The 16,886-nt window shown below is 68.0% G+C and carries 20 protein-coding genes; 10 read left to right on the top strand and 10 right to left on the bottom strand.

Translation table 11 applies throughout. The features are described from left to right. Nucleotides 1-123: 123 nt before the first annotated feature. From ASG75_RS01410 to ASG75_RS01395, 4 genes are read left to right on the top strand one after another with little or no spacing between them, the layout of a single operon-like run. On the top strand, nt 124-672 hold the full coding sequence (locus tag ASG75_RS01410; RefSeq protein ID WP_056386921.1) for a cytochrome oxidase: 549 nt from the start codon (nt 124-126) through the stop codon (nt 670-672). Continuing rightward, a complete protein-coding gene (locus ASG75_RS01405; protein WP_056385038.1) occupies nt 669-2,156 on the top strand; it encodes a cbb3-type cytochrome c oxidase subunit I in 1,488 nt (495 codons plus the stop codon). Before ASG75_RS01410 ends, ASG75_RS01405 begins: the two co-directional genes overlap by 4 nt. Beyond that, nucleotides 2,128-2,745, top strand: coding sequence for an SCO family protein (locus ASG75_RS01400; RefSeq protein WP_056385036.1), 618 nt, complete (start codon nt 2,128-2,130; stop codon nt 2,743-2,745). The genes ASG75_RS01405 and ASG75_RS01400 overlap by 29 nt, the downstream gene beginning before the upstream one ends. Next, nucleotides 2,742-3,317 carry a hypothetical protein gene (locus ASG75_RS01395; protein WP_056385034.1) on the top strand — a complete coding sequence of 192 codons (576 nt, stop codon included), beginning with the start codon at nt 2,742-2,744 and terminating at the stop codon, nt 3,315-3,317. The genes ASG75_RS01400 and ASG75_RS01395 overlap by 4 nt, the downstream gene beginning before the upstream one ends. Here ASG75_RS01395 and ubiM read toward each other — a convergent pair. Together ubiM and ASG75_RS01385 are read right to left on the bottom strand one after the other, a co-directional pair. Further along, nucleotides 3,304-4,524: a 5-demethoxyubiquinol-8 5-hydroxylase UbiM gene (ubiM, locus tag ASG75_RS01390; RefSeq protein ID WP_056385032.1), complete on the bottom strand. Its 1,221-nt coding sequence runs from the start codon at nt 4,522-4,524 to the stop codon at nt 3,304-3,306. The genes ASG75_RS01395 and ubiM overlap by 14 nt on opposite strands. Before the next feature lie 99 nt (nt 4,525-4,623). Next, a complete protein-coding gene (locus ASG75_RS01385) occupies nt 4,624-4,863 on the bottom strand; it encodes a hypothetical protein (RefSeq protein ID WP_056385030.1) in 240 nt (79 codons plus the stop codon). Between the two features lie 183 nt (nt 4,864-5,046). Between ASG75_RS01385 and ASG75_RS01380 the strand changes: the two genes are divergently transcribed. Next, a complete protein-coding gene (locus tag ASG75_RS01380; RefSeq protein ID WP_056385028.1) occupies nt 5,047-5,706 on the top strand; it encodes a glutathione S-transferase family protein in 660 nt (219 codons plus the stop codon). Between the two features lie 160 nt (nt 5,707-5,866). Here the strand turns inward: ASG75_RS01380 and cycA are convergent, their stop codons facing one another. From cycA to ASG75_RS01360, 4 genes are all read right to left on the bottom strand, one after another. After that, complete coding sequence (gene cycA, locus ASG75_RS01375) at nt 5,867-7,264, bottom strand: D-serine/D-alanine/glycine transporter (protein ID WP_056385026.1); 1,398 nt, start codon at nt 7,262-7,264, stop codon at nt 5,867-5,869. A gap of 88 nt (nt 7,265-7,352) precedes the next feature. Next, entirely contained in the window at nt 7,353-8,252 is a 900-nt protein-coding gene (locus tag ASG75_RS01370; RefSeq protein WP_056385024.1) for a cytochrome c, read from the bottom strand. A gap of 212 nt (nt 8,253-8,464) precedes the next feature. Beyond that, entirely contained in the window at nt 8,465-8,854 is a 390-nt protein-coding gene (locus ASG75_RS01365) for a VOC family protein (RefSeq protein ID WP_056386920.1), read from the bottom strand. Nucleotides 8,855-8,919: 65 nt separating this feature from the next. Continuing rightward, entirely contained in the window at nt 8,920-10,074 is a 1,155-nt protein-coding gene (locus ASG75_RS01360; protein WP_056386918.1) for a GGDEF domain-containing protein, read from the bottom strand. Between the two features lie 187 nt (nt 10,075-10,261). On the opposite strand from ASG75_RS01360, the gene ASG75_RS01355 reads away from it, so the two are divergent. The 4 genes from ASG75_RS01355 (at nt 10,262) to ASG75_RS01340 (ending at nt 13,296) form a co-directional block, all read left to right on the top strand. Continuing rightward, complete coding sequence (locus tag ASG75_RS01355) at nt 10,262-10,660, top strand: DUF3224 domain-containing protein (protein WP_056385022.1); 399 nt, start codon at nt 10,262-10,264, stop codon at nt 10,658-10,660. A 40-nt stretch (nt 10,661-10,700) separates the two neighbouring features. Next, the gene (locus ASG75_RS01350) at nt 10,701-11,945 is read left to right on the top strand and encodes an MFS transporter (protein WP_056385020.1); all 1,245 of its coding nucleotides are present in this window, start codon (nt 10,701-10,703) and stop codon (nt 11,943-11,945) included. Between the two features lie 114 nt (nt 11,946-12,059). Beyond that, the gene (locus ASG75_RS01345) at nt 12,060-12,452 is read left to right on the top strand and encodes a VOC family protein (protein WP_056385018.1); all 393 of its coding nucleotides are present in this window, start codon (nt 12,060-12,062) and stop codon (nt 12,450-12,452) included. A gap of 133 nt (nt 12,453-12,585) precedes the next feature. Continuing rightward, complete coding sequence (locus tag ASG75_RS01340) at nt 12,586-13,296, top strand: DUF899 family protein (RefSeq protein WP_056385016.1); 711 nt, start codon at nt 12,586-12,588, stop codon at nt 13,294-13,296. A gap of 177 nt (nt 13,297-13,473) precedes the next feature. Here ASG75_RS01340 and ASG75_RS01335 read toward each other — a convergent pair whose 3' ends face one another. After that, complete coding sequence (locus tag ASG75_RS01335; protein ID WP_056385014.1) at nt 13,474-14,040, bottom strand: redoxin family protein; 567 nt, start codon at nt 14,038-14,040, stop codon at nt 13,474-13,476. Beyond that, nucleotides 14,040-14,636: a protoglobin domain-containing protein gene (locus ASG75_RS01330; protein ID WP_056385012.1), complete on the bottom strand. Its 597-nt coding sequence runs from the start codon at nt 14,634-14,636 to the stop codon at nt 14,040-14,042. The genes ASG75_RS01335 and ASG75_RS01330 overlap by 1 nt, the downstream gene beginning before the upstream one ends. A 118-nt stretch (nt 14,637-14,754) precedes the next feature. On the opposite strand from ASG75_RS01330, the gene ASG75_RS01325 reads away from it, so the two are divergent. After that, nucleotides 14,755-15,168 carry a winged helix-turn-helix transcriptional regulator gene (locus ASG75_RS01325; RefSeq protein ID WP_056385010.1) on the top strand — a complete coding sequence of 138 codons (414 nt, stop codon included), beginning with the start codon at nt 14,755-14,757 and terminating at the stop codon, nt 15,166-15,168. Nucleotides 15,169-15,202: 34 nt separating this feature from the next. On the opposite strand, the gene ASG75_RS01320 is transcribed toward ASG75_RS01325, so the two are convergent. Both ASG75_RS01320 and ASG75_RS01315 read right to left on the bottom strand, forming a co-directional pair. Then, nucleotides 15,203-16,453, bottom strand: a complete 1,251-nt coding sequence (locus tag ASG75_RS01320) for a DUF6596 domain-containing protein (protein ID WP_056385008.1) — start codon at nt 16,451-16,453, stop codon at nt 15,203-15,205. Between the two features lies 1 nt (nt 16,454). Next, nucleotides 16,455-16,802: a YciI family protein gene (locus tag ASG75_RS01315; RefSeq protein ID WP_056385006.1), complete on the bottom strand. Its 348-nt coding sequence runs from the start codon at nt 16,800-16,802 to the stop codon at nt 16,455-16,457. Nucleotides 16,803-16,886: the final 84 nt, after the last annotated feature.

Genomic DNA, 16,886 nt, shown 5'->3' with positions numbered 1-16,886 from the left:
CGAAGCGGGCTACGGGCCGGAATCACGGCCTCCCGCCAGCCCCATGCTTCGCCCGACCTTGACACCATCGCCAAGGTGGGCGTAGATGGCGCGCACTTGGCGCTTTCCGGGGAGGGAATGACCATGATTTTCCAGAACGTGATCTGGGTAGTCACGCTGACGGGGATGGGGCTGGTGGCACTGGGCTTCATCTATGCGATCACGCAGGCCGGCAGGCCGGCTGATGCGGCCGAGGCCGCACAGGCCAACCGAAGTTCCAACACCTTGCGCCGCAGCCTGTTCCTGGCGCTGCTGCTGCTGAGCATCGGGGTCACCTGGGCCAGCCTTCGTCACTTTCCCATCCCGTTGCAGCATGAGCCATTGCAGGCGGCGCAAGTGGTCGATGTGGTCGGCCATCAATGGACCTGGGATGTCAGCCAGACGCATTTGACGGCGGGCGAACCGGTGGAATTCCGGGTGACCGCCAGCGACGTCAACCACGGCTTCGCGATCTACGCCCCGGACGGCCGCATCGTCATCCAGACCCAGGCAATGCCCGGCTTCACCAACAAGATCCTGTACACGTTCCACACACCAGGCACCTACAAGATCATGTGCCTTGAATACTGTGGCGTCGCACACCACGGGATGACGGCCGAACTTGACGTTGCTGCCCCGGGGGACAAGTCATGAGCTCGCTCGAACTCTACCCGCAGGACGAAAGGCTGCCGCGCGGCGAACACGTGGCGTTCAACCTGTATATGGTCACCGCCTTGCTGCTGTTCGTGCTGATGATGCTGCTCGGCCTGACCATGCGCACGACCCAGGCCGAGTGGGCGCCGGTGCAGGCCGCCATGTTCTACAAGATCATGACCATGCACGGGGCCGGCATGGTCGGCACCCTGAGCCTGGCCAGCACCGCGGTCATGTGGTTCTTCCTGCGCAAGTACGTGTCGTTGCACCTGTGGGCATTCGTGAGCAACTACGTGCTGTTCATGCTGGGCGCGCTGTGCATCATCTGGGCGGTGTTCGTCGGCAACTTCGCCAGCGCGTGGACCTTCCTCTACCCGCTGCCGGTGCACTCGATGGGCCTGTGGAGCAACGGCGCAGCCGCCGTATTCATGATCGGCTACCTGCTGATCGGCGTGGGCATGCTGCTGTTCTACCTGGACGCCGCCGCGGCGATCATCCGGCGCTTCGGCAACCTCAGCCGCGGGCTGGGGCTGCAGTGGCTGTTCCGCGGCACGATCGATCCGAACCACCCGAAGGCGGTCGTTGCCAGCACCATGGTGATCATCGCCAACACGCTCGGCATCCTGGCCGGTGCGGTGGTGCTGGTGATGTGCCTGATCAACGCCTACGACCCCGAGGTCGCGCTCAATGCGCTGGTGGTGAAGAACCTGATCTACTGGTTCGGCCACATGTTCATCAACGCCACGATCTACATGGGCGTGATCGCGGTCTACGAACTGCTGCCGCGCTACACCGGCAAGCCTTATGGAATCTCGCGGCCGTTCCTGTGGTCGTGGGCGGTGAGCACGGTGTTCGTGATCATCGTGTTCCCGCACCACCTGCTGATGGATTACGCCGAGCCGCGCTGGATGCTGGTGATGGGCCAGATCATTTCCTATGCGGCCGGCTTCCCGGTGTTCCTGGTGACCGCGTACGGCGTGCTGACCAACATCCACCGCTCCGGCCTGCGCTGGAAGATGCCCTCGATGCTGGCCGTGCTGGCGCTGTTCGGCTGGGCCGCGGGCATCGTGCCGGCGATCATCGACGGCACCATCAGCGTCAACCGGGTGATGCACAACACCCAATGGGTGCCGGGGCATTTCCACTTCTACCTGCTGCTCGGCGTGCTGCCGATGATCCTCACCCTGCTCTACCACGTGGTCGGCAGCCGCGCACGGGCACCGGCGAACAGTCGCGCGGACCGGCTCGGCCTCACCCTGTACGTCGTGGGCGGCATCTGCTTCAGCATGGTGTTCCTCTACGCCGGCCACATGAGCGTGGCGCGGCGCTTCGCGGCACACCTGCCGGAGTGGGTGCCGTACGACCGGGCCGGTTCGATCGCCGCGATGGTGCTGATCCTCGGCATGCTGCTGTTCGCCACCCGCCTCATCGTCGGCCTGCTGAAGGCGCCGGCCGATGTCGATCCTGCGCACCGCACTGGCTAGCTGCCTGCTGCTCGTACTCGGTGGCGCCGTGCTGACGGCCGCCACCGACAATTTCCATGCCTTCACCACCGAAACCGCGCGCCGCCTGGCGGTGCAGCGGCACCCGCCGACGGTGCCGGCGGTGCCGCTGGAAACCCAGTCCGGCGCACAGCTCAACCTGGCCGACCTGCGCGGCAAGTGGCTGCTGGTCGACTTCGTCTACACCCGCTGCATCAGCTGGTGCCTGGTGCAAGGCGGCGAATTCGCGCAGTTGCAGGACCGGCTCGCCGAACCGCTGGCACAAGGCCGGCTGCTGCTGCTCAGCATCAGCTTCGATCCCGCGCACGACACGCCGGCGGAACTGGCCGCGTACCAGCAGCGATTCCACAACCGTGGCGCCGGCTGGGTGGCGGCCCGGCCACTGCGCGCAGGCGACCTGCAGGCGTTGCTGCATACCTTCGGTGTTACCGTGGTTCCCGACACGTTTGGCGGCTACGTGCACAACACCGCCATCGCGGTCGTCGATCCACGGGGCCGGCTGGTGCAGATCCTCGACATGGGCAACCCCGAGGCCGCTGCCAAGGTTGTGCTGCGGAACCTCCAGCCATGACCGCCACGGTGTGGCGCCACGCCCCGCCCGTCGCCGCGCTGCTGTTCGTGGCCTTGCTGCTGCCGCCGTCGCGACGCCTGCTGGAAAGCAGCATGACCTTGCAGATGCTGGTGCAGCTTCCGCTGCTGATCGGCGTGGGCTACCTGCTGCGCGAAGCCGTGCCGGCACCGCTCGCGGCGGTCATCGCACGCTGGAACCAGCACGGCATCAGCGGCCTGGTGCTGGCCAGCCTGGCCGGCATGTTCTGGATGTTGCCGCGCTCGCTCGACGCGGCGGTGAGCCTGCCGTGGATGGCGTTCGCCAAGTTCGCCAGCGCGCCGTTGCTGATCGGCCTGCCGCTGGGCTTGAGCTGGCCGCACATGGGTTTCGTCGTCAGGGGCGTGTTCCTGCTCGAACTGATCGCCACGTTCTTCCGCCTGGGCTGGCTGTACCTGGTCTCGCCGCTGCGCCTGTGCAACAACTACCTGCTCGACGACCAGCAACGCGCGGGCGAAGCCATGCTGGTGATCGGCGGCGTGATCCTGGCCGGCATCCTGGCCAAACTGCTGTGGGGCCGCTTCAACTCGACCTGAAGGGCAGTCGCCGCAACGGCGCCGGGACACCGCCGCGGTCGGCAGTGAGGCCGGACATCACCAGTCGCTTGAACGGCCCCAGCCGCGCACCGGCGCCCAATGCCAGCTTGCGTAACACCCGCGCCGGACGACGGTCGTCGGTGTACAGCCCGGCCAGCATCTGCGTGGCCAGGTACAGCGGCCGCGTGGCCAGGCGGTGCTGGCGTTCGTAGCGTTGCAACGGCGCCTGACTCCAGAAAGATTGCCCCGCGTCCACCGCCGCGCGCAGCTCGCGCGCCAGCGTGGCCTGCCCGAGCAGGCCGAAATTGAAGCCGTGCGCGGTGACCGGATGCATGCCCACCGCGGCATCGCCGATCAGCGCGAAGCGTTCGGCCACGAAACGCTTCGCGTATACGCCCACCAGCGGATAGACACAACGCGGGCCGGCCACATGCATCGCGCCAAGGCGTTGCTGGAAACGTTCGGCCATCGCCGCTTCAAGCGCCGCATCGTCCAGCGCCAGCAAGGCCTGCATCGCCTGCGGGTGCAGGGTCAGCACCACCGAGGACGTATGCGGGTCGTGCAGCGGCAGCAGCGCCAAGGTCTGGCCGACGCCGAACCACTCCCACGCCACCTGCTCGTGCGGCACCTCGTGTTGCATGCGCAGCACCAGCATGGTCTTGCCGAAGTCGTGCATGCCGGCGGCGATGCCCATCGCGCGGCGCGTTTCGGAGAAACGGCTGTCCGCCGCCACCACCAGTTGCGCGCGCAGCGCGTCGCCATTGCCGAGGTCGACTTCGGCGCCATCGGCGCCGGTGCGTATCGAGCTGACCCGCGCGCCGGTGATGCGTTCGACCTCGGGCAGGCTCATCACTTCGGCATACGCGGCGCGGCGGATCGCATGGTTCGACAACAGCCAGCCCAGTTGCGGCTTGCCCGCCTCGTCGTGGCGGAACATCAGGCCGTCGCGGTCGTCGCCGTCGAGCACCATCGCGTCGCGCAGGGTGCCGATCTCCTCCGCGCGCAGGCGCGCCCACAGGCCCAGCTCGCGCATCAACCGCTGCGAGTGGTGGGTGATCGCGATCTCGCGCCCGTCATCCACCGGCTCCACCAGCGCCGCCTCGTCCTGCCGCTCCACCAGCGCTATGCGCAGGCCGCTACCGGCCAGCGACCGCGCAAAACACAGCCCGGCCGGACCGGCCCCGATGATCACGATATCGAACGACATGCGCCGCACTCCCAAAGGATGACTGCAGCAAACTACGGGCAGGCACGGTCGCCGGCGCTGACCTTGATCAAGAAACGGGTTACTGATCCGGACAACGTGCTACCCGCCGCAACCGCCGCAGCAGATCGACGGCAGCTGCACTACCTGCTCCGGCGCCACCGGCCAGCCGAGCTGCCGCAACACCTCGACCAGGTCCGCCGCCGTCGCTGAGGCGGATACGCGCAGCACCAGGCCGCTCATGTCGAGATCGACCACCGCGGTGGGATCGACGTCGAACAAGGCGTCCTGCACCACGCCGGGATTGGGGGACGCGCCGGTCAAGGCGATATGGAATTCCATCGGACTATCCGTTTCATGGACACCGCCATGGTGTCGCCGGAACCGATGTTCGGCAGTGCCGGCCTGCATCGCCTTGACCCCGGTCAAGTGCGCCTGCGGCAGATTGCCCCCGGTCGCGGCGGGTGTCGATTCCGTACCGGCTCATTCGTCGCAAGTACAGACTCCCCGCAAGGACGATCCGCGATGCCCCTCAAGCTCTACGCCCACCCGTTCTCCTCCTACTGCCAGAAGGTGCTGATCGCGCTGTACGAGAACGGCATCCCGTTCGAGTGGCGCCTGCTCACGCCGGACGACGCCACCACCAACGACGAGTTCACCGCGCTGTGGCCGATCAGGCGCATGCCGCTGCTGCGCGACGGCGAGCGCACGGTGGTCGAGTCGAGCATCATCATCGAGTACCTCGACCGGCATCATCCCGGCCCGGTGCGGCCGATTCCCGCCGATGCCGACACCGCGCTGGAGGTGCGCATGATGGATCGCTTCTTCGACACTTACGTACACACGCCGCTGCAGAAGATCGTGCTCGACCGCCTGCGCGCCGAAGCCGACCGCGACAGTTTCGGCGTGGCCGAGGCGCGCACGATGCTGGACACCGCCTACGCCTGGCTCGACCGGCAGATGGCCGGACGCCAGTGGGCCGCCGGCGACGCGTTCAGCCTCGCCGACTGCGCCGCCGCACCGGCCCTGTTCTACGCCGACTGGACGCACCCGATCCCGACATCACGCGCCAACGTCACGGCCTACCGGCAACGCCTGCTCGCGCGCCCCTCGTTCGCGCGCGCCGTCGACGAAGCGCGGCCGTACCGTTCGTACTTCCCGCTCGGCGCACCCGACCGCGACTGAGCGAACCCGAAGGAGACCGCCACGAACCACCCGCCCATCGTCACCCGCGAACGATGGCAGGCCGCGCGCCGCGCCCTGTTCATCGTCCGTGGCAGCACGGCAGCGCGAATTTTGCAGGGCGGACACGGTCCGCCGCTCCTGGCCGTGGTGTATGGAATGATCACTCGGCGGGCAGTACCGCAGCCCGCCGTGCCCGGCGTCCCTTCCACGCGTAGCCGATGCCCAGCAGCACGAACCACACCGGGCTGGCGATCAGCGCTTCGCGGGTGTCCGGCTGCAGGCTCAGCAGCACCAGCACGAACACGAAGAACGCCAGGCAGGCGTAGCACATCGCCACGCCGCCGGGCATCTTGTAGATGGACGCCTCATGCAACTGCGGGCGCTTGCGCCGGTAGGCGATGTAGGCAAACAGGATCAGCGACCACACGAACATGAAGAGCACCGCGGACAGCGTGGTGATCAGGGTGAACGCGGTGATCAGGTCGGGGATCAGGTAGATCATCGCCGCGCCCAGCAGCAGGCAGAAGCAGGAGAACAGCAGGCCCAGCGACGGCACCGCCGCCCGCGACAGCCGCGCGAACGTCTTCGGCGCGTGCTGCTCCTCGGCCAGGCCGTACAACATGCGGCTGGTGGAGAAGATGCCGCTGTTGGCCGAAGACGTGGCCGAGGTCAACACCACGAAGTTGATCAGGCTGGCCGCGGCCGGGATGCCGGCCAGCACGAACAGTTCCACGAACGGGCTCTTGCCGGCTTCCACCATGCGCCACGGCGTCACCATCATGATTGCGACCAGGGCCAGCACGTAGAAGATGATGATGCGGATCGGAATCGAGTTGATCGCCTTGGGCAGGTTGCGCTTCGGGTCGGCCGTCTCGGCGGCGGTGGTGCCGACCAGCTCGATGCCGACGAAGGCGAACACCGCGATCTGGAAGCCGGCGAAGAAGCCGCTCATCCCCTGCGGAAAGAACCCGCCGTCATTCCACAAGTTGGCCACGGAAGCCTTGTGTCCGGTCGGCGATGTGAAGCCCCAGGCGACCAGGGCAAAGCCGGTGGCGATCAGCGCGCAGATCGCGATGATCTTGATCAGCGCGAACCAGAACTCCATCTCGCCGAACAGCTTCACCGTCACCAGGTTCAGGCTGAGCAGCAGCAGCACGCACAGCACCGCCGGAATCCACGGCGCCAGCCCGGGAAACCAGAACTGCGCGTACGCGGCGATCGCGATCACGTCGGCGATCGCAGTGATGATCCAGCAGAACCAGTAAGTCCAGCCGCAGAAGAAACCGGCCCAGGGCCCGAGCAGGTCGGTGGAGAAGTCGATGAAGGATTTGTACTCGAGGTTGGACAGCAGCAGCTCGCCCATCGCCCGCATCACGAAGAACAGCATCACGCCGATGATCAGGTAGACCAGCAGGATCGACGGCCCGGCCAGGCTGATCGTCTTGCCCGAGCCCATGAACAGGCCGGTGCCGATCGCGCCGCCGATGGCGATCAGCTGCAGGTGCCGGTTGGAAAGGCTGCGCCTCAGATGGTCCGGGTGTTCCAGCGATGCGGTCATGCGGCGCGCCTTTGCGATGGGAAGGCGCCAACATACAGAAAAGCGCCCGCCGCATCCACGCAGCGCGACGCTTTCCGTCAATGCCTCGCTAGCCCTGCCCGCGCGGCTTCGCCGGCAAGCTGTGGAAATAGGCGTACAGGGCGCCGACCTCCTCGTCGGTGAGGAAGCGGGTCACCCGCACCGGCATGTAGTCGGTCTTCAGGACTCGGCCACCCGGCGCCATGCCGTCGCGCAGCGCCTTCTTCAGGTCGGCCTCGCTCCAGTTCGCCAGGCCGCTCGGGTCTGGCGTGAGGTTGGCGGCGTCGGGCCAGTCCGGCGGCGTGCCGGGGATATGTCCACCGGAGAAACCCTTGCCGTGGCAGCCGGCGCAGGCGCTGGCGAGGTAGGCGCCGTAGGCGGCGGTGGGACCGGCCACGGGCGGCTCGCTCCGCTGCACGGCATGGTCGACGATCTCCGCCGGCAGCAGCGGCACCTTGCCGGCCACGAACAGCACGCGCCCGAGCGGACCAACCCGGTTCGCCGGCGGCGTGCGCTCGACCGCCGGCACGCTGTGCAGATAGGCCAGCAGGTCGCCCAGGTCCTGGTCACCGAGGTGGCTGAACTCCTGCGCCGGCATGAACAGCAGTGGGCGCCCGTCCGGCGCCACGCCGTGGCGGATCGCGCGCACCCGATCCACGTCGGTGAGCTTGCCGCCCGCCCCGCCGGGTGTGAGGTTGCTGCCCGACAGGCGGGCGAACAGCGGATCGTCGATGAAGGTGGCGCCGCCCAGATCGGCGCCATGGCAGTCCTTGCAGCCGCGGATCGCGGCCAGGTGACTGCCCCGTTCGACCGCAGCCGCATCGGCAGGCACCGCCGGCACCGGCGGGTCGATCCGGTACACCTTGGCCATGCGCCGCTCGCTCAGTACATAAGCCGAAAGCAGCACTACCACCAGCAGAACCAGCACACCGGCCGCCAAGCGGCCGAGCCACTTCCATGCCTTGCGCATAAAGCCCCCTCCCCCATTCCGCGACGCGGAAGCGCGCAGGCTAACGCGATGTCAGGCGCCGCGCCATCGGAATCTTGAGTGGGCGTCCGGCGCCAGCCGACGGCACTGTTCTTCGTATCCGGTAACCCCGTTGTTGCCTTCCATACAGGCCTGCGCTGAAGTCAGGCAGCACGCGGAACGCTCGTGGCGTTGACGGGAAGTCGCTTATGGGATCAGGCGGCAGAGAGCGCACTGATCGTGACGTAATACCCGTCCGGATCCCGGAGCGAGAACTCCCTGGTCCCCGTGTTCGGGTTCACCTGGGGCTCCTCTTCGAGCCGGGCGACGAGGGCGCGTGCCCTCGACAACGCCATGTCGAAATCATCAATACGGAAAAACAGGAGGAGACCGTTGCCAGGCTGCGCGCGATCAGGGCTCGTCAAGGAGGGATGCTCGTGGGCGCCCCACGCGTGAAGGCAGAGCAAGACCGTTCCGTCCGGGTCGAGGATCTGCCCGAAATAATCGTGAGCGGGAGCCGTCTCCGGCAAGCCAAGCAGCGACTGGTACCACCTGAAGCTGCCAGCTACATCGTCCACTCCGATGATCGTCCATGTGCGTCTCATGAAGGTCCTCCTGCAACGGAAAATACGGGTGCAACGGAGGACGAAAACGCCCTTGTCCGGCTCCTCTACGCCCCCTGATTCCACGCCACCTGATTGCGCCCCAGGTGCTTGGCACGATACAGCGCGACATCGGCGGCGCTGATCAGGTGCTCGAAATTCGCGTCGGTGGCGGTGGCTCCGCCTACGCTGGTGGTGATGTTGATGGTGCGGCCGCCGAACACTGCCGGCTCCGCCGCCACGGCGGCGCGCATGCGTTCGGCCAGGACGCCGGCTTGCGCGGGCTCGATCGCGGGCAATAGCAGCACGAACTCCTCGCCGCCGTAGCGCGCGAACAAGGTGTCGCGGGGCAGGCCCATGCCGCGGATCACCTCGACGAAATGGCTGAGCACCGCGTCGCCCGCGGCATGGCCCCAGCTGTCGTTGATCGACTTGAAATGGTCCAGGTCGAACATCAGCACGCTGCAGGCCTGCCTGCGTGCGCGACAGGCATCGACCAGGCGGGCGCCCGCCTCGATCAGCGCGCTGCGGTTGAGCAGGCCGGTAAGTCCGTCGGTGCGCGCCAGCCGGCGCAGGTCCAGGGTCAGCCGCTCAGCCAGCATCAGGGTGAACCCGGTGCTCAGCAGGAACGAGGACAGGATGCCGAACAGGTAATTCCAGGTGGTAAGCAGCTCGTCGAGCCGCGAGTGCGCGAGCAGCTGCGGAAACAGCACGACCACCGAACGCAGCAGGTAGAAGACCGCGTCGATGATGAAAATCAGCGCGGTAAAACTGCAGGTGTTGCGCATGTCCCGCGGCGAGCGCCACAGCAGCACCCAGACCATCCACACGTCCCAGACCACGCTGTACGCGCCGAACATCAGTGCCGATACCGTCTGCGACGGCGGCGACAGGTAGACGTGGAGCTGATTGGCGACGAACAACGCGACGACCGCCATGGGCCAGCGCCAGCGCAGCGGATAGCGCAGGTGGATGGCGATGCCCATCAGCATCAGCGCGTTGGCCAGCGCGATCAGGCCGCCGCCCACGACCGTCGAAAGCAGGCTGCCGTTTTCGTTGAGGCCTTGCGCGAGCGCGGCGGCAGTCACCACCCAGAACGCACTGGCCCAGATGCGCAACGCCGGCAGGCCGCGCAGCACCAGCCCGAGCAAGGTGAAGCTTATCGAGATGGCGATGCCGATGGCCGCGCCGATGACACCGAGCGTAAAAAGGTCGAAGTGCATGCCCATTCCCGTAGGCAGACCCGAAAGCCAGAATCAGCGTGCCGCTTCTGTCATGTGCGCACGCGGACCATCGGACTGATACTGCCCGCAAAGTAACACGGCTGAACGCCGCCGCCAGCCGGATGCGGACCCGGCCAACCTCAGCCCGCTCGCCGCGCCCGCACCAACCTCCACGGAGCCCGCCATCATGCATGCCACCGGCCATTTCGACGTCAAGGTCACTCCACAGACTCCCGACAATCCCCAGGCCCGGGCTTCCGGCCTCGCACGGCTGTCGCTGGACAAGCAGTTCCACGGCGACCTGGACGCGACGAGCCAGGGCGAGATGCTGGCTGCGGGCGACGGCACGACATCCGGCGCCTACGTGGCGCTGGAGAAAGTCACCGGCAAGCTGCACGGCCGCAGCGGCACGTTCGTGCTGGTGCACCGCGCCTTGATGGTCGACGGTACGCCGCAGGAGTGGACCGTCGTGGTGGTGCCCGGTTCCGGCACCGGCGAACTGGCCGGCCTCGCCGGCACGATGACGATCACCATTGCCGGCGGCAAGCACAGCTACGATCTCGGCTACGCCCTGCCCGCGCGCTGAGCGGCCTGACCTGCCCCATGACATCCCCGGAAGCGCCGCCATGAGCCAGCACACGGAAGGATCCAGCAGCGCCGCGGCGCGGGCGCCTTCGGTGCTGCGGCGGATTCCGGCAGGCATCTGGGCGCTCGGCCTGGTCTCGATGCTGATGGACATCTCCTCGGAGATGATCCACGCGCTGCTGCCGGTGTACCTGGTCAGCGTGCTCGGCGCCTCGGCTCTCGCCGTCGGCCTGATCGAGGGCATCGCCGAATCCACCGCCGCGATCACCAAGGTGTTTTCCGGCGCGCTGTCCGATTGGCTGGGCCGGCGCAAGCTGCTGGTGGCGATCGGCTACGGGCTGGCGGCGTTCACCAAACCGATCTTTCCGCTGGCGAGCACGCTTGGGTGGGTGGTCACGGCGCGCTTCGTGGACCGCATCGGCAAGGGCATCCGCGGCGCGCCGCGCGATGCGCTGATCGCCGACCTGGCACCGGCCGAACTGCGCGGCGCCTCGTTCGGCCTGCGCCAGTCGCTCGACACCACGGGCGCGTTCCTCGGCCCGGCGCTGGCGATCGTGCTGATGTGGCTGACCGCCGACAACATCCCGCTGGTGTTCTGGGTTGCGGTGCTGCCGGCCTTCGCCGCATTCGCGCTGGTGCTGTTCGGCGTGCACGACGCGCCCGGCGACAGGGAAATGAAGCGGGCGCGCGCGCCGTTGTCGCGCGCCGAGCTGGCGCGTCTGCCGCGCCTGTACTGGGGCGTGGTGGCGATCGCCGCGGTGTTCACCCTGGCCCGTTTCAGCGAAGCGTTCCTGGTGCTGCGCGCACAGGAACTCGGGCTGGCGCTGGCGCTGATCCCGCTGGTGCTGGTGGTGATGAACGTGGTGTATTCGCTGTCGTCCTACCCGATCGGCGTGCTGGCCGACCGCTACGATCGCGGCACGCTGCTGGGGCTGGGCGTGGTGGTGCTGGTGCTGTCGGATCTGGCACTGGCCTTCGTCGGCGGGTTGGCCGGGCTGGCGCTGGGCGTGGCGCTGTGGGGCCTGCACATGGGCATGACCCAGGGTCTGCTTGCCGCGATGGTCGCCGACACCGCGCCGGCCAACCTGCGCGGCACCGCGTACGGCATGTTCAACCTGGTGAGCGGGTTGGCCCTGCTGGCGGCCAGCGTGGTGGCCGGCGGCTTGTGGGATGCGTTCGGCTCGCGCGCCACCTTCCTCGCCGGCGCGGGCTTCGCGATCGTGGCGCTGCTCGCGCTGATCCCCGTCGCACAGCGGGTGCGCAAGAACCGGACTGCGCAGCGCTGACGCCGTGTCGTCGCGCTTGCCGCTGCAACGATTCGCCGCTGCAAGCGAACCATCTGCTCCCCGTATCGGTCGCGGTTATCCTCGACCCGATCGGCGCTGCCACCCGGAGAAGCCATGTCCAACACCATCCAGATCACGCCCTTCATGCACGTCACCGACCTGGACGAAGCACTGCGCTTCTTCAATGGCGTCCTCGGCTTCCGCACCTTGCTGCGCGCGCCCGGCTACGCCTACATCGAGCGCGAAACGGCCGGCCTGCGCATCATGGAGAGCAAGGGCGAGTACGCGGTGCCACCGGGCAACCGTCGCTTCGCCTACTACGTGGACGTGCGCGACGTCGATGCGCTGTATGCCGAATTGAAACCGCAGCTCGACAGCTTGCCGCCCGCCGACGTGCACGGCCCCGCCGACAAACCCTACGGCCAGCGCGAGCTGCTGGTGCTCGTCCCGGATGGCAACCTGCTGGCATTCGGGCAAGCCATCGGGAGCGTCGTCGAGAAACCCTGACGCCGTACGCCGGGCCTCGTTCAAGCTGCTGCCCTTGCCCGGCCGGGTCTTCGTGTGGGTGTCGATTTCCTGCGGCGCTGTTCGTCGCCAGGGAAAGATCCCTGCCCACGCAAAGCCCCACCGGAGACCAGCCATGACGCACATCCCTGCCCTCGTGCCCGCCACCGAACTGGCCGGGCGCAACCGCATGCGCTTTCCCAGCGAAAGCGACGACTACCGCCGCGCGCGCACCGCCCTGCTCGCCGAGGAGATCGAGTTGCGCCGGCACATCGAGCGCGTCGCCGAACAGCGCCGCGCGCTGCCGCCCGGCGGCGAGGTGAGCGGCGACTACCGCTTCCAGGGCGAACGCGGGCCGCTCGATTTCGCCGGCCTGTTCGGCGGCAAGCAAACCCTGGTCGTCTACAGCTACATGTTCGGCCCGCAGCGCGCGCGGCCCTGCCCGATGTGCACCTCGCTGCTGAGCGCATGGGACGGCGAGGCGCGCGACGTCGACCAGCGCGTGGCGCTGGCCGTGGTCGCGCGTTCGCCGATCGAACGCCTGGTCGCGTTCAAGAACGAACGCGGTTGGCACGACCTCAAACTGTATTCGGACATCGACAGTGCCTACAGCCGCGACTACTTCGCCATCGACACTGACGGCGGCGACGGCGACCAGGCCGCACTCAACGTGTTCACCCGCCGCGACGGCACGATCCGCCATTTCTGGAGCGGCGAGATGGGCTTCGAGAGCGCCGACCCCGGCCAGGACCCGCGCGGCGCACCCGACCTGATGCCGCTGTGGACCATCCTCGACATGACGCCCGAGGGGCGCGGCACGGACTGGTATCCGAAACTCGAGTACTGAGCGCAAGGGGATGGAGGCCCGATCGCCTCCATCCCGCAGCAGCGGTGCGCGGGCTCACGGCTTGGGCGCGCCCTCGGCCGTCGGCCGCAGCCCCGCGGTACCCAGCAGCACGCCGGCCGCGGTCATCTCTGCGACCGGATCGACACGGCCCGCCCGCAGCGACGCACCCATGCGCTTCTACGAAAGCCGATCCCGCGTCGCCGCCCCGGCACCCACCTCGCAGCGGCCATCGGTGCAATGCCCCGCCGCGTCCGTCGCGTCCAGGCGTTGCTGCTCCATCTCCGCCAGCAAGCTGCCGATTTCCGCGCCGAGCAGCAGGTCGTCGTGCACGCCGAACACCTGGCGGCGCAGGCGCCCCTGCGCGTCGATCAGGATCGTGGTCGGCGTGCCCTGCATGGCGTACGCGCGCATGGTGCGGGGGATCGGATCGCCGGCCGGGCCGGGCGCGTCGATGCCGACGGGAAACGGTACGCGGTACTCGTACAGGAACGCGCGCAGCGACTCCGCCCCCATCGCCGCGTGATGCTCGAACACCGTGTGCAAGCCGACCACGGCCAGCGGCGCGCCCTCGAACAGCTTCGCCACGCGTTGCGCCTGCGGGATGCCGTGCGCCACGCAGCCCGGGCAGAGCATCTGGAAGGCGTGCAGCAACACCACCCGCCCGCGGAAGCCCCCGAGGCTCAGCGGCTCGGGGGTATTCAGCCAGGCGCTGGTGCGCCACTCAGGGGCCGGTTCCGGCGCCATCAGAAATCTCCGTCCCTGATGTACGGGTAGGTCCACAGCGTCATCTGCAGCAGGCACGACTTCAGCCACGCGGCGTACATTTTCTCCACCTCCCCGGCGGCGTGCCCCTTGCTGGCGAGGAACGGCCTGAGCGTGAAGGTCACCGGGTAGATCAGCGGAAACAGGTCGCGGAAAGGCACGACGGCGGTCGAGGTAGCGCCATCGGTGCGGTTCTTCTTCGCGTGATGGTGGCGCAGGCCGATCTCGTGCTGGTAGTCGAGCCAGCGCTGGTCGTATTCGGCGGCGGCCGTGTCGAGGATCCACTGGCCGAAGCGCTTGCGCACGGCGCCGAGATAATTGCCCAGCGGCTTGCCGTCGACCCGGCCGGAGAAGGACGCCAGCAGGTGCGGCTGCGAGCCGACGAAGCCGTACCAGACGTCGAGGATCGCCTCGACCTGATCCGCCACGATGCCGCGCGAAAGGCGCAGATACTTGACGTCCTCGTCGTCGAACAGGATGCTCCTCTTCATCAACTCGAAGTCACCGGGCGTCACCGGAGAACGCGCGATCGCACTGGTGCCGAAGGTGTATCCGGGAATGGCATGGGTTTCTTTCATAGCCTGGCTCCTCTGATTGCGCCGGGTTCGGGGCGCAGGCTTGCGCTCCGTGGCCACGGACTCTAGCGACGGCACCGGCGCGCGTCAGGAAGGCACTTTTCGGTAAGGTGGTTACGACATGGGCGAACACGAATTTGCAGCCAGCAGGCGGCCGGACACGGCGAACGCCGCTCCTGCGCCCGTTCCCGTCGCCTCGATGGTCGAAAGCATCGTCGGCTGCAAATGGTCGATCCGGCTGCTGCAGCTCTGCGCGGAAGGAAACCATCGCCCCAGCGCGCTGCTGCGCGCCTGCACGGGGCTCTCCGCCAAGGTGATGAACGAGCGCCTGCGCAAGATGACCCGCTTCGGCATCATGCACCGCACCGTGCACGGCGAGAAACCGCCGGTCGAGGTGGAATACCGACTGACGCCGTTCGGCCGCCGCTTCATGGGCATACTCGAAGAGGTGCAGCGGCTGCAGCAGGCGGTCGAGTGCGGCGCGATCGGGGAAACCGGCGAGGCCGCGGCAAAGACGCAGCGGGGAAACGCCTGACCTCCCGTCGGGCTCCCTTCGCAGCGCACCCGGCTCAGTGCGGCAACGCGGCTTGGCGATCCTGCAGGAAACGGCGCACGGCCGGGTCGCCGGCAAGACCGATCGCGACGTCGAAGGCGTGCCGCGCGTCGCGGTAGGCGTGCGTCCTGGCCAGCAACGCCGCCCGTGCCGCCCAGTAAGGCTGGTAATCGACGAGCCGGCCATCGGCGGCGAGCGCGTCCATGATCTCGAGCGCAGCCTCCGGACCCTTCAGCTCCGCGATGGCCAGCGCGCGGTTGAGCGCGACCACCGGCGAGCCGCAGAGCGCCAGCAACGCGTCGTAGATCTGCACCTCCGGCGTCCAGTCGGTGCGGCCGCTGCGGCAACGCTCGACATGTGCCGACTGCAGCGCGGCTTCGAGCTGGTAGCGGCCGATGCGACCCAGCCTGCTGGCGCGCAACAGCAGGGCCTCGGCTTCGTCGATCATCGCCGCATCCCACAGCGCGACATCCTGCGCGGCCAGCGGCACGTAGTCGCCTTTCGCCGTGCGGCGCGCGCAACGGCGTGCTTCCGCATGCAGCATGCAGGCCAGCAGGCCCAGCGCCTCCGGCTCCTGCGGCAGCAACTCGGCGACCAGCCTGGCGAGGAACAACGCCTCCGCAGTGAGGTCGCGACGAATCGCGTCGGTGCCGCCGGGATCGCTCCAGCCTTCCGCGAAGGCGGCGTAGATGGCTTCCAGCACGCCGTCCAGCCGCCCGGCCAGTTCGTCGCGCGCCGGCACGACAAAGGGAATGCCGGCCTGCCGGATCTTCTGCTTCGCCCGCCCCAGCCGCTTGCCCATGGCCACCGGTGAGGCGAGGAAGGCCGCGGCGATGGCCTTCGCATCCAGCCCGAGTACTGCCTGCAGCATCAACGGCGCGCGGATGCCGGCATCGATGGCCGGATGCGCACAGGCAAACAGCAGCGCGAGGCGCCGATCCGGGATCGCCGCGTCATCCCCTTCCGCCGACGCGCTCTCGCCGATCTCCGCCAGAACCTGCAACTGCACGGCCGCCGCCTCGCCGTTGCGATGCTGCCGAAACCTGTCGATCCCCTTGCGTCTGGCAACGGTCAGCAGCCAGGCCTCCGGATTCGCGGGGCAGCCGTTGCGCGGCCAGTCCGCCAGGGCCGCGGCAAACGCTTCGGACAAGGCATCCTCGGCCGCGGCCATGTCGCGCATGGCAGCGGCCAGGAAGGCGACAAGCTTGCCGTAGCTGCGGCGGGCCACCGCATCCGCCGCACGACGCGCCTGCGCGGTGCGATCCAACCTACATGCTCCAGACCGGCCGCACTTCGACAATGCCGTGACTCGCGGCCGGGCAGCGCGCCGCCCAGGCTAGCGCGGCGTCCAGATCGGCCACGTCGATGAGGTAGTAGCCGGCCAGTTGCTCCTTGGAGTCCGCATAGGGGCCGTCCAGCACCTGCGACTTGTTGTTCGCCACGCGCACGGTGGTCGCGGTCGCGCTGCCTTGCAGGCGGTTCGACCCGACCAGCGCGCCCGCCGTCTTCAACGCCTGCGTATAGGCCCCGTAAGCCGCAACGCCCTGCTCCTGTTCGGCCGGCGACATGCGCGACCAGCCGCCTTCCTCCGCATACAGCATCAGTAGATATTGCATCGTGATTCTCCGTTCCGGGTGATCGGCGGGCAGCATGCTCCGCCATGCCTATGACGCGCGAGGCCCCGCGATTTGGACAAGGCG

This window comes from Rhodanobacter sp. Soil772 (assembly GCF_001428385.1).
Classification (GTDB): Bacteria; Pseudomonadota; Gammaproteobacteria; order Xanthomonadales; family Rhodanobacteraceae; genus Rhodanobacter.
Note: the sequence above shows the minus strand (reverse complement) of the source record. Positions and strands in the feature narration are given on the sequence as shown.

What these genes read in the sequence shown, in the direction of transcription:
- ASG75_RS01350 (WP_056385020.1), top strand. Translation starts at nt 10,701, where the DNA reads ATGAGCCAGCACACGGAAGGATCCAGCAGCGCCGCGGCGCGGGCGCCT.
- ASG75_RS01365 (WP_056386920.1), bottom strand. Translation starts at nt 8,854, where the DNA reads ATGAGACGCACATGGACGATCATCGGAGTGGACGATGTAGCTGGCAGC.
- ASG75_RS01335 (WP_056385014.1), bottom strand. Translation starts at nt 14,040, where the DNA reads ATGGCGCCGGAACCGGCCCCTGAGTGGCGCACCAGCGCCTGGCTGAAT.
- ASG75_RS01355 (WP_056385022.1), top strand. Translation starts at nt 10,262, where the DNA reads ATGCATGCCACCGGCCATTTCGACGTCAAGGTCACTCCACAGACTCCC.
- ASG75_RS01380 (WP_056385028.1), top strand. Translation starts at nt 5,047, where the DNA reads ATGCCCCTCAAGCTCTACGCCCACCCGTTCTCCTCCTACTGCCAGAAG.
- ASG75_RS01330 (WP_056385012.1), bottom strand. Translation starts at nt 14,636, where the DNA reads ATGAAAGAAACCCATGCCATTCCCGGATACACCTTCGGCACCAGTGCG.
- ASG75_RS01405 (WP_056385038.1), top strand. Translation starts at nt 669, where the DNA reads ATGAGCTCGCTCGAACTCTACCCGCAGGACGAAAGGCTGCCGCGCGGC.
- ubiM (WP_056385032.1), bottom strand. Translation starts at nt 4,524, where the DNA reads ATGTCGTTCGATATCGTGATCATCGGGGCCGGTCCGGCCGGGCTGTGT.
- ASG75_RS01370 (WP_056385024.1), bottom strand. Translation starts at nt 8,252, where the DNA reads ATGCGCAAGGCATGGAAGTGGCTCGGCCGCTTGGCGGCCGGTGTGCTG.
- ASG75_RS01385 (WP_056385030.1), bottom strand. Translation starts at nt 4,863, where the DNA reads ATGGAATTCCATATCGCCTTGACCGGCGCGTCCCCCAATCCCGGCGTG.
- cycA (WP_056385026.1), bottom strand. Translation starts at nt 7,264, where the DNA reads ATGACCGCATCGCTGGAACACCCGGACCATCTGAGGCGCAGCCTTTCC.
- ASG75_RS01410 (WP_056386921.1), top strand. Translation starts at nt 124, where the DNA reads ATGATTTTCCAGAACGTGATCTGGGTAGTCACGCTGACGGGGATGGGG.
- ASG75_RS01395 (WP_056385034.1), top strand. Translation starts at nt 2,742, where the DNA reads ATGACCGCCACGGTGTGGCGCCACGCCCCGCCCGTCGCCGCGCTGCTG.
- ASG75_RS01340 (WP_056385016.1), top strand. Translation starts at nt 12,586, where the DNA reads ATGACGCACATCCCTGCCCTCGTGCCCGCCACCGAACTGGCCGGGCGC.
- ASG75_RS01360 (WP_056386918.1), bottom strand. Translation starts at nt 10,074, where the DNA reads ATGCACTTCGACCTTTTTACGCTCGGTGTCATCGGCGCGGCCATCGGC.
- ASG75_RS01315 (WP_056385006.1), bottom strand. Translation starts at nt 16,802, where the DNA reads ATGCAATATCTACTGATGCTGTATGCGGAGGAAGGCGGCTGGTCGCGC.
- ASG75_RS01345 (WP_056385018.1), top strand. Translation starts at nt 12,060, where the DNA reads ATGTCCAACACCATCCAGATCACGCCCTTCATGCACGTCACCGACCTG.
- ASG75_RS01400 (WP_056385036.1), top strand. Translation starts at nt 2,128, where the DNA reads ATGTCGATCCTGCGCACCGCACTGGCTAGCTGCCTGCTGCTCGTACTC.
- ASG75_RS01325 (WP_056385010.1), top strand. Translation starts at nt 14,755, where the DNA reads ATGGGCGAACACGAATTTGCAGCCAGCAGGCGGCCGGACACGGCGAAC.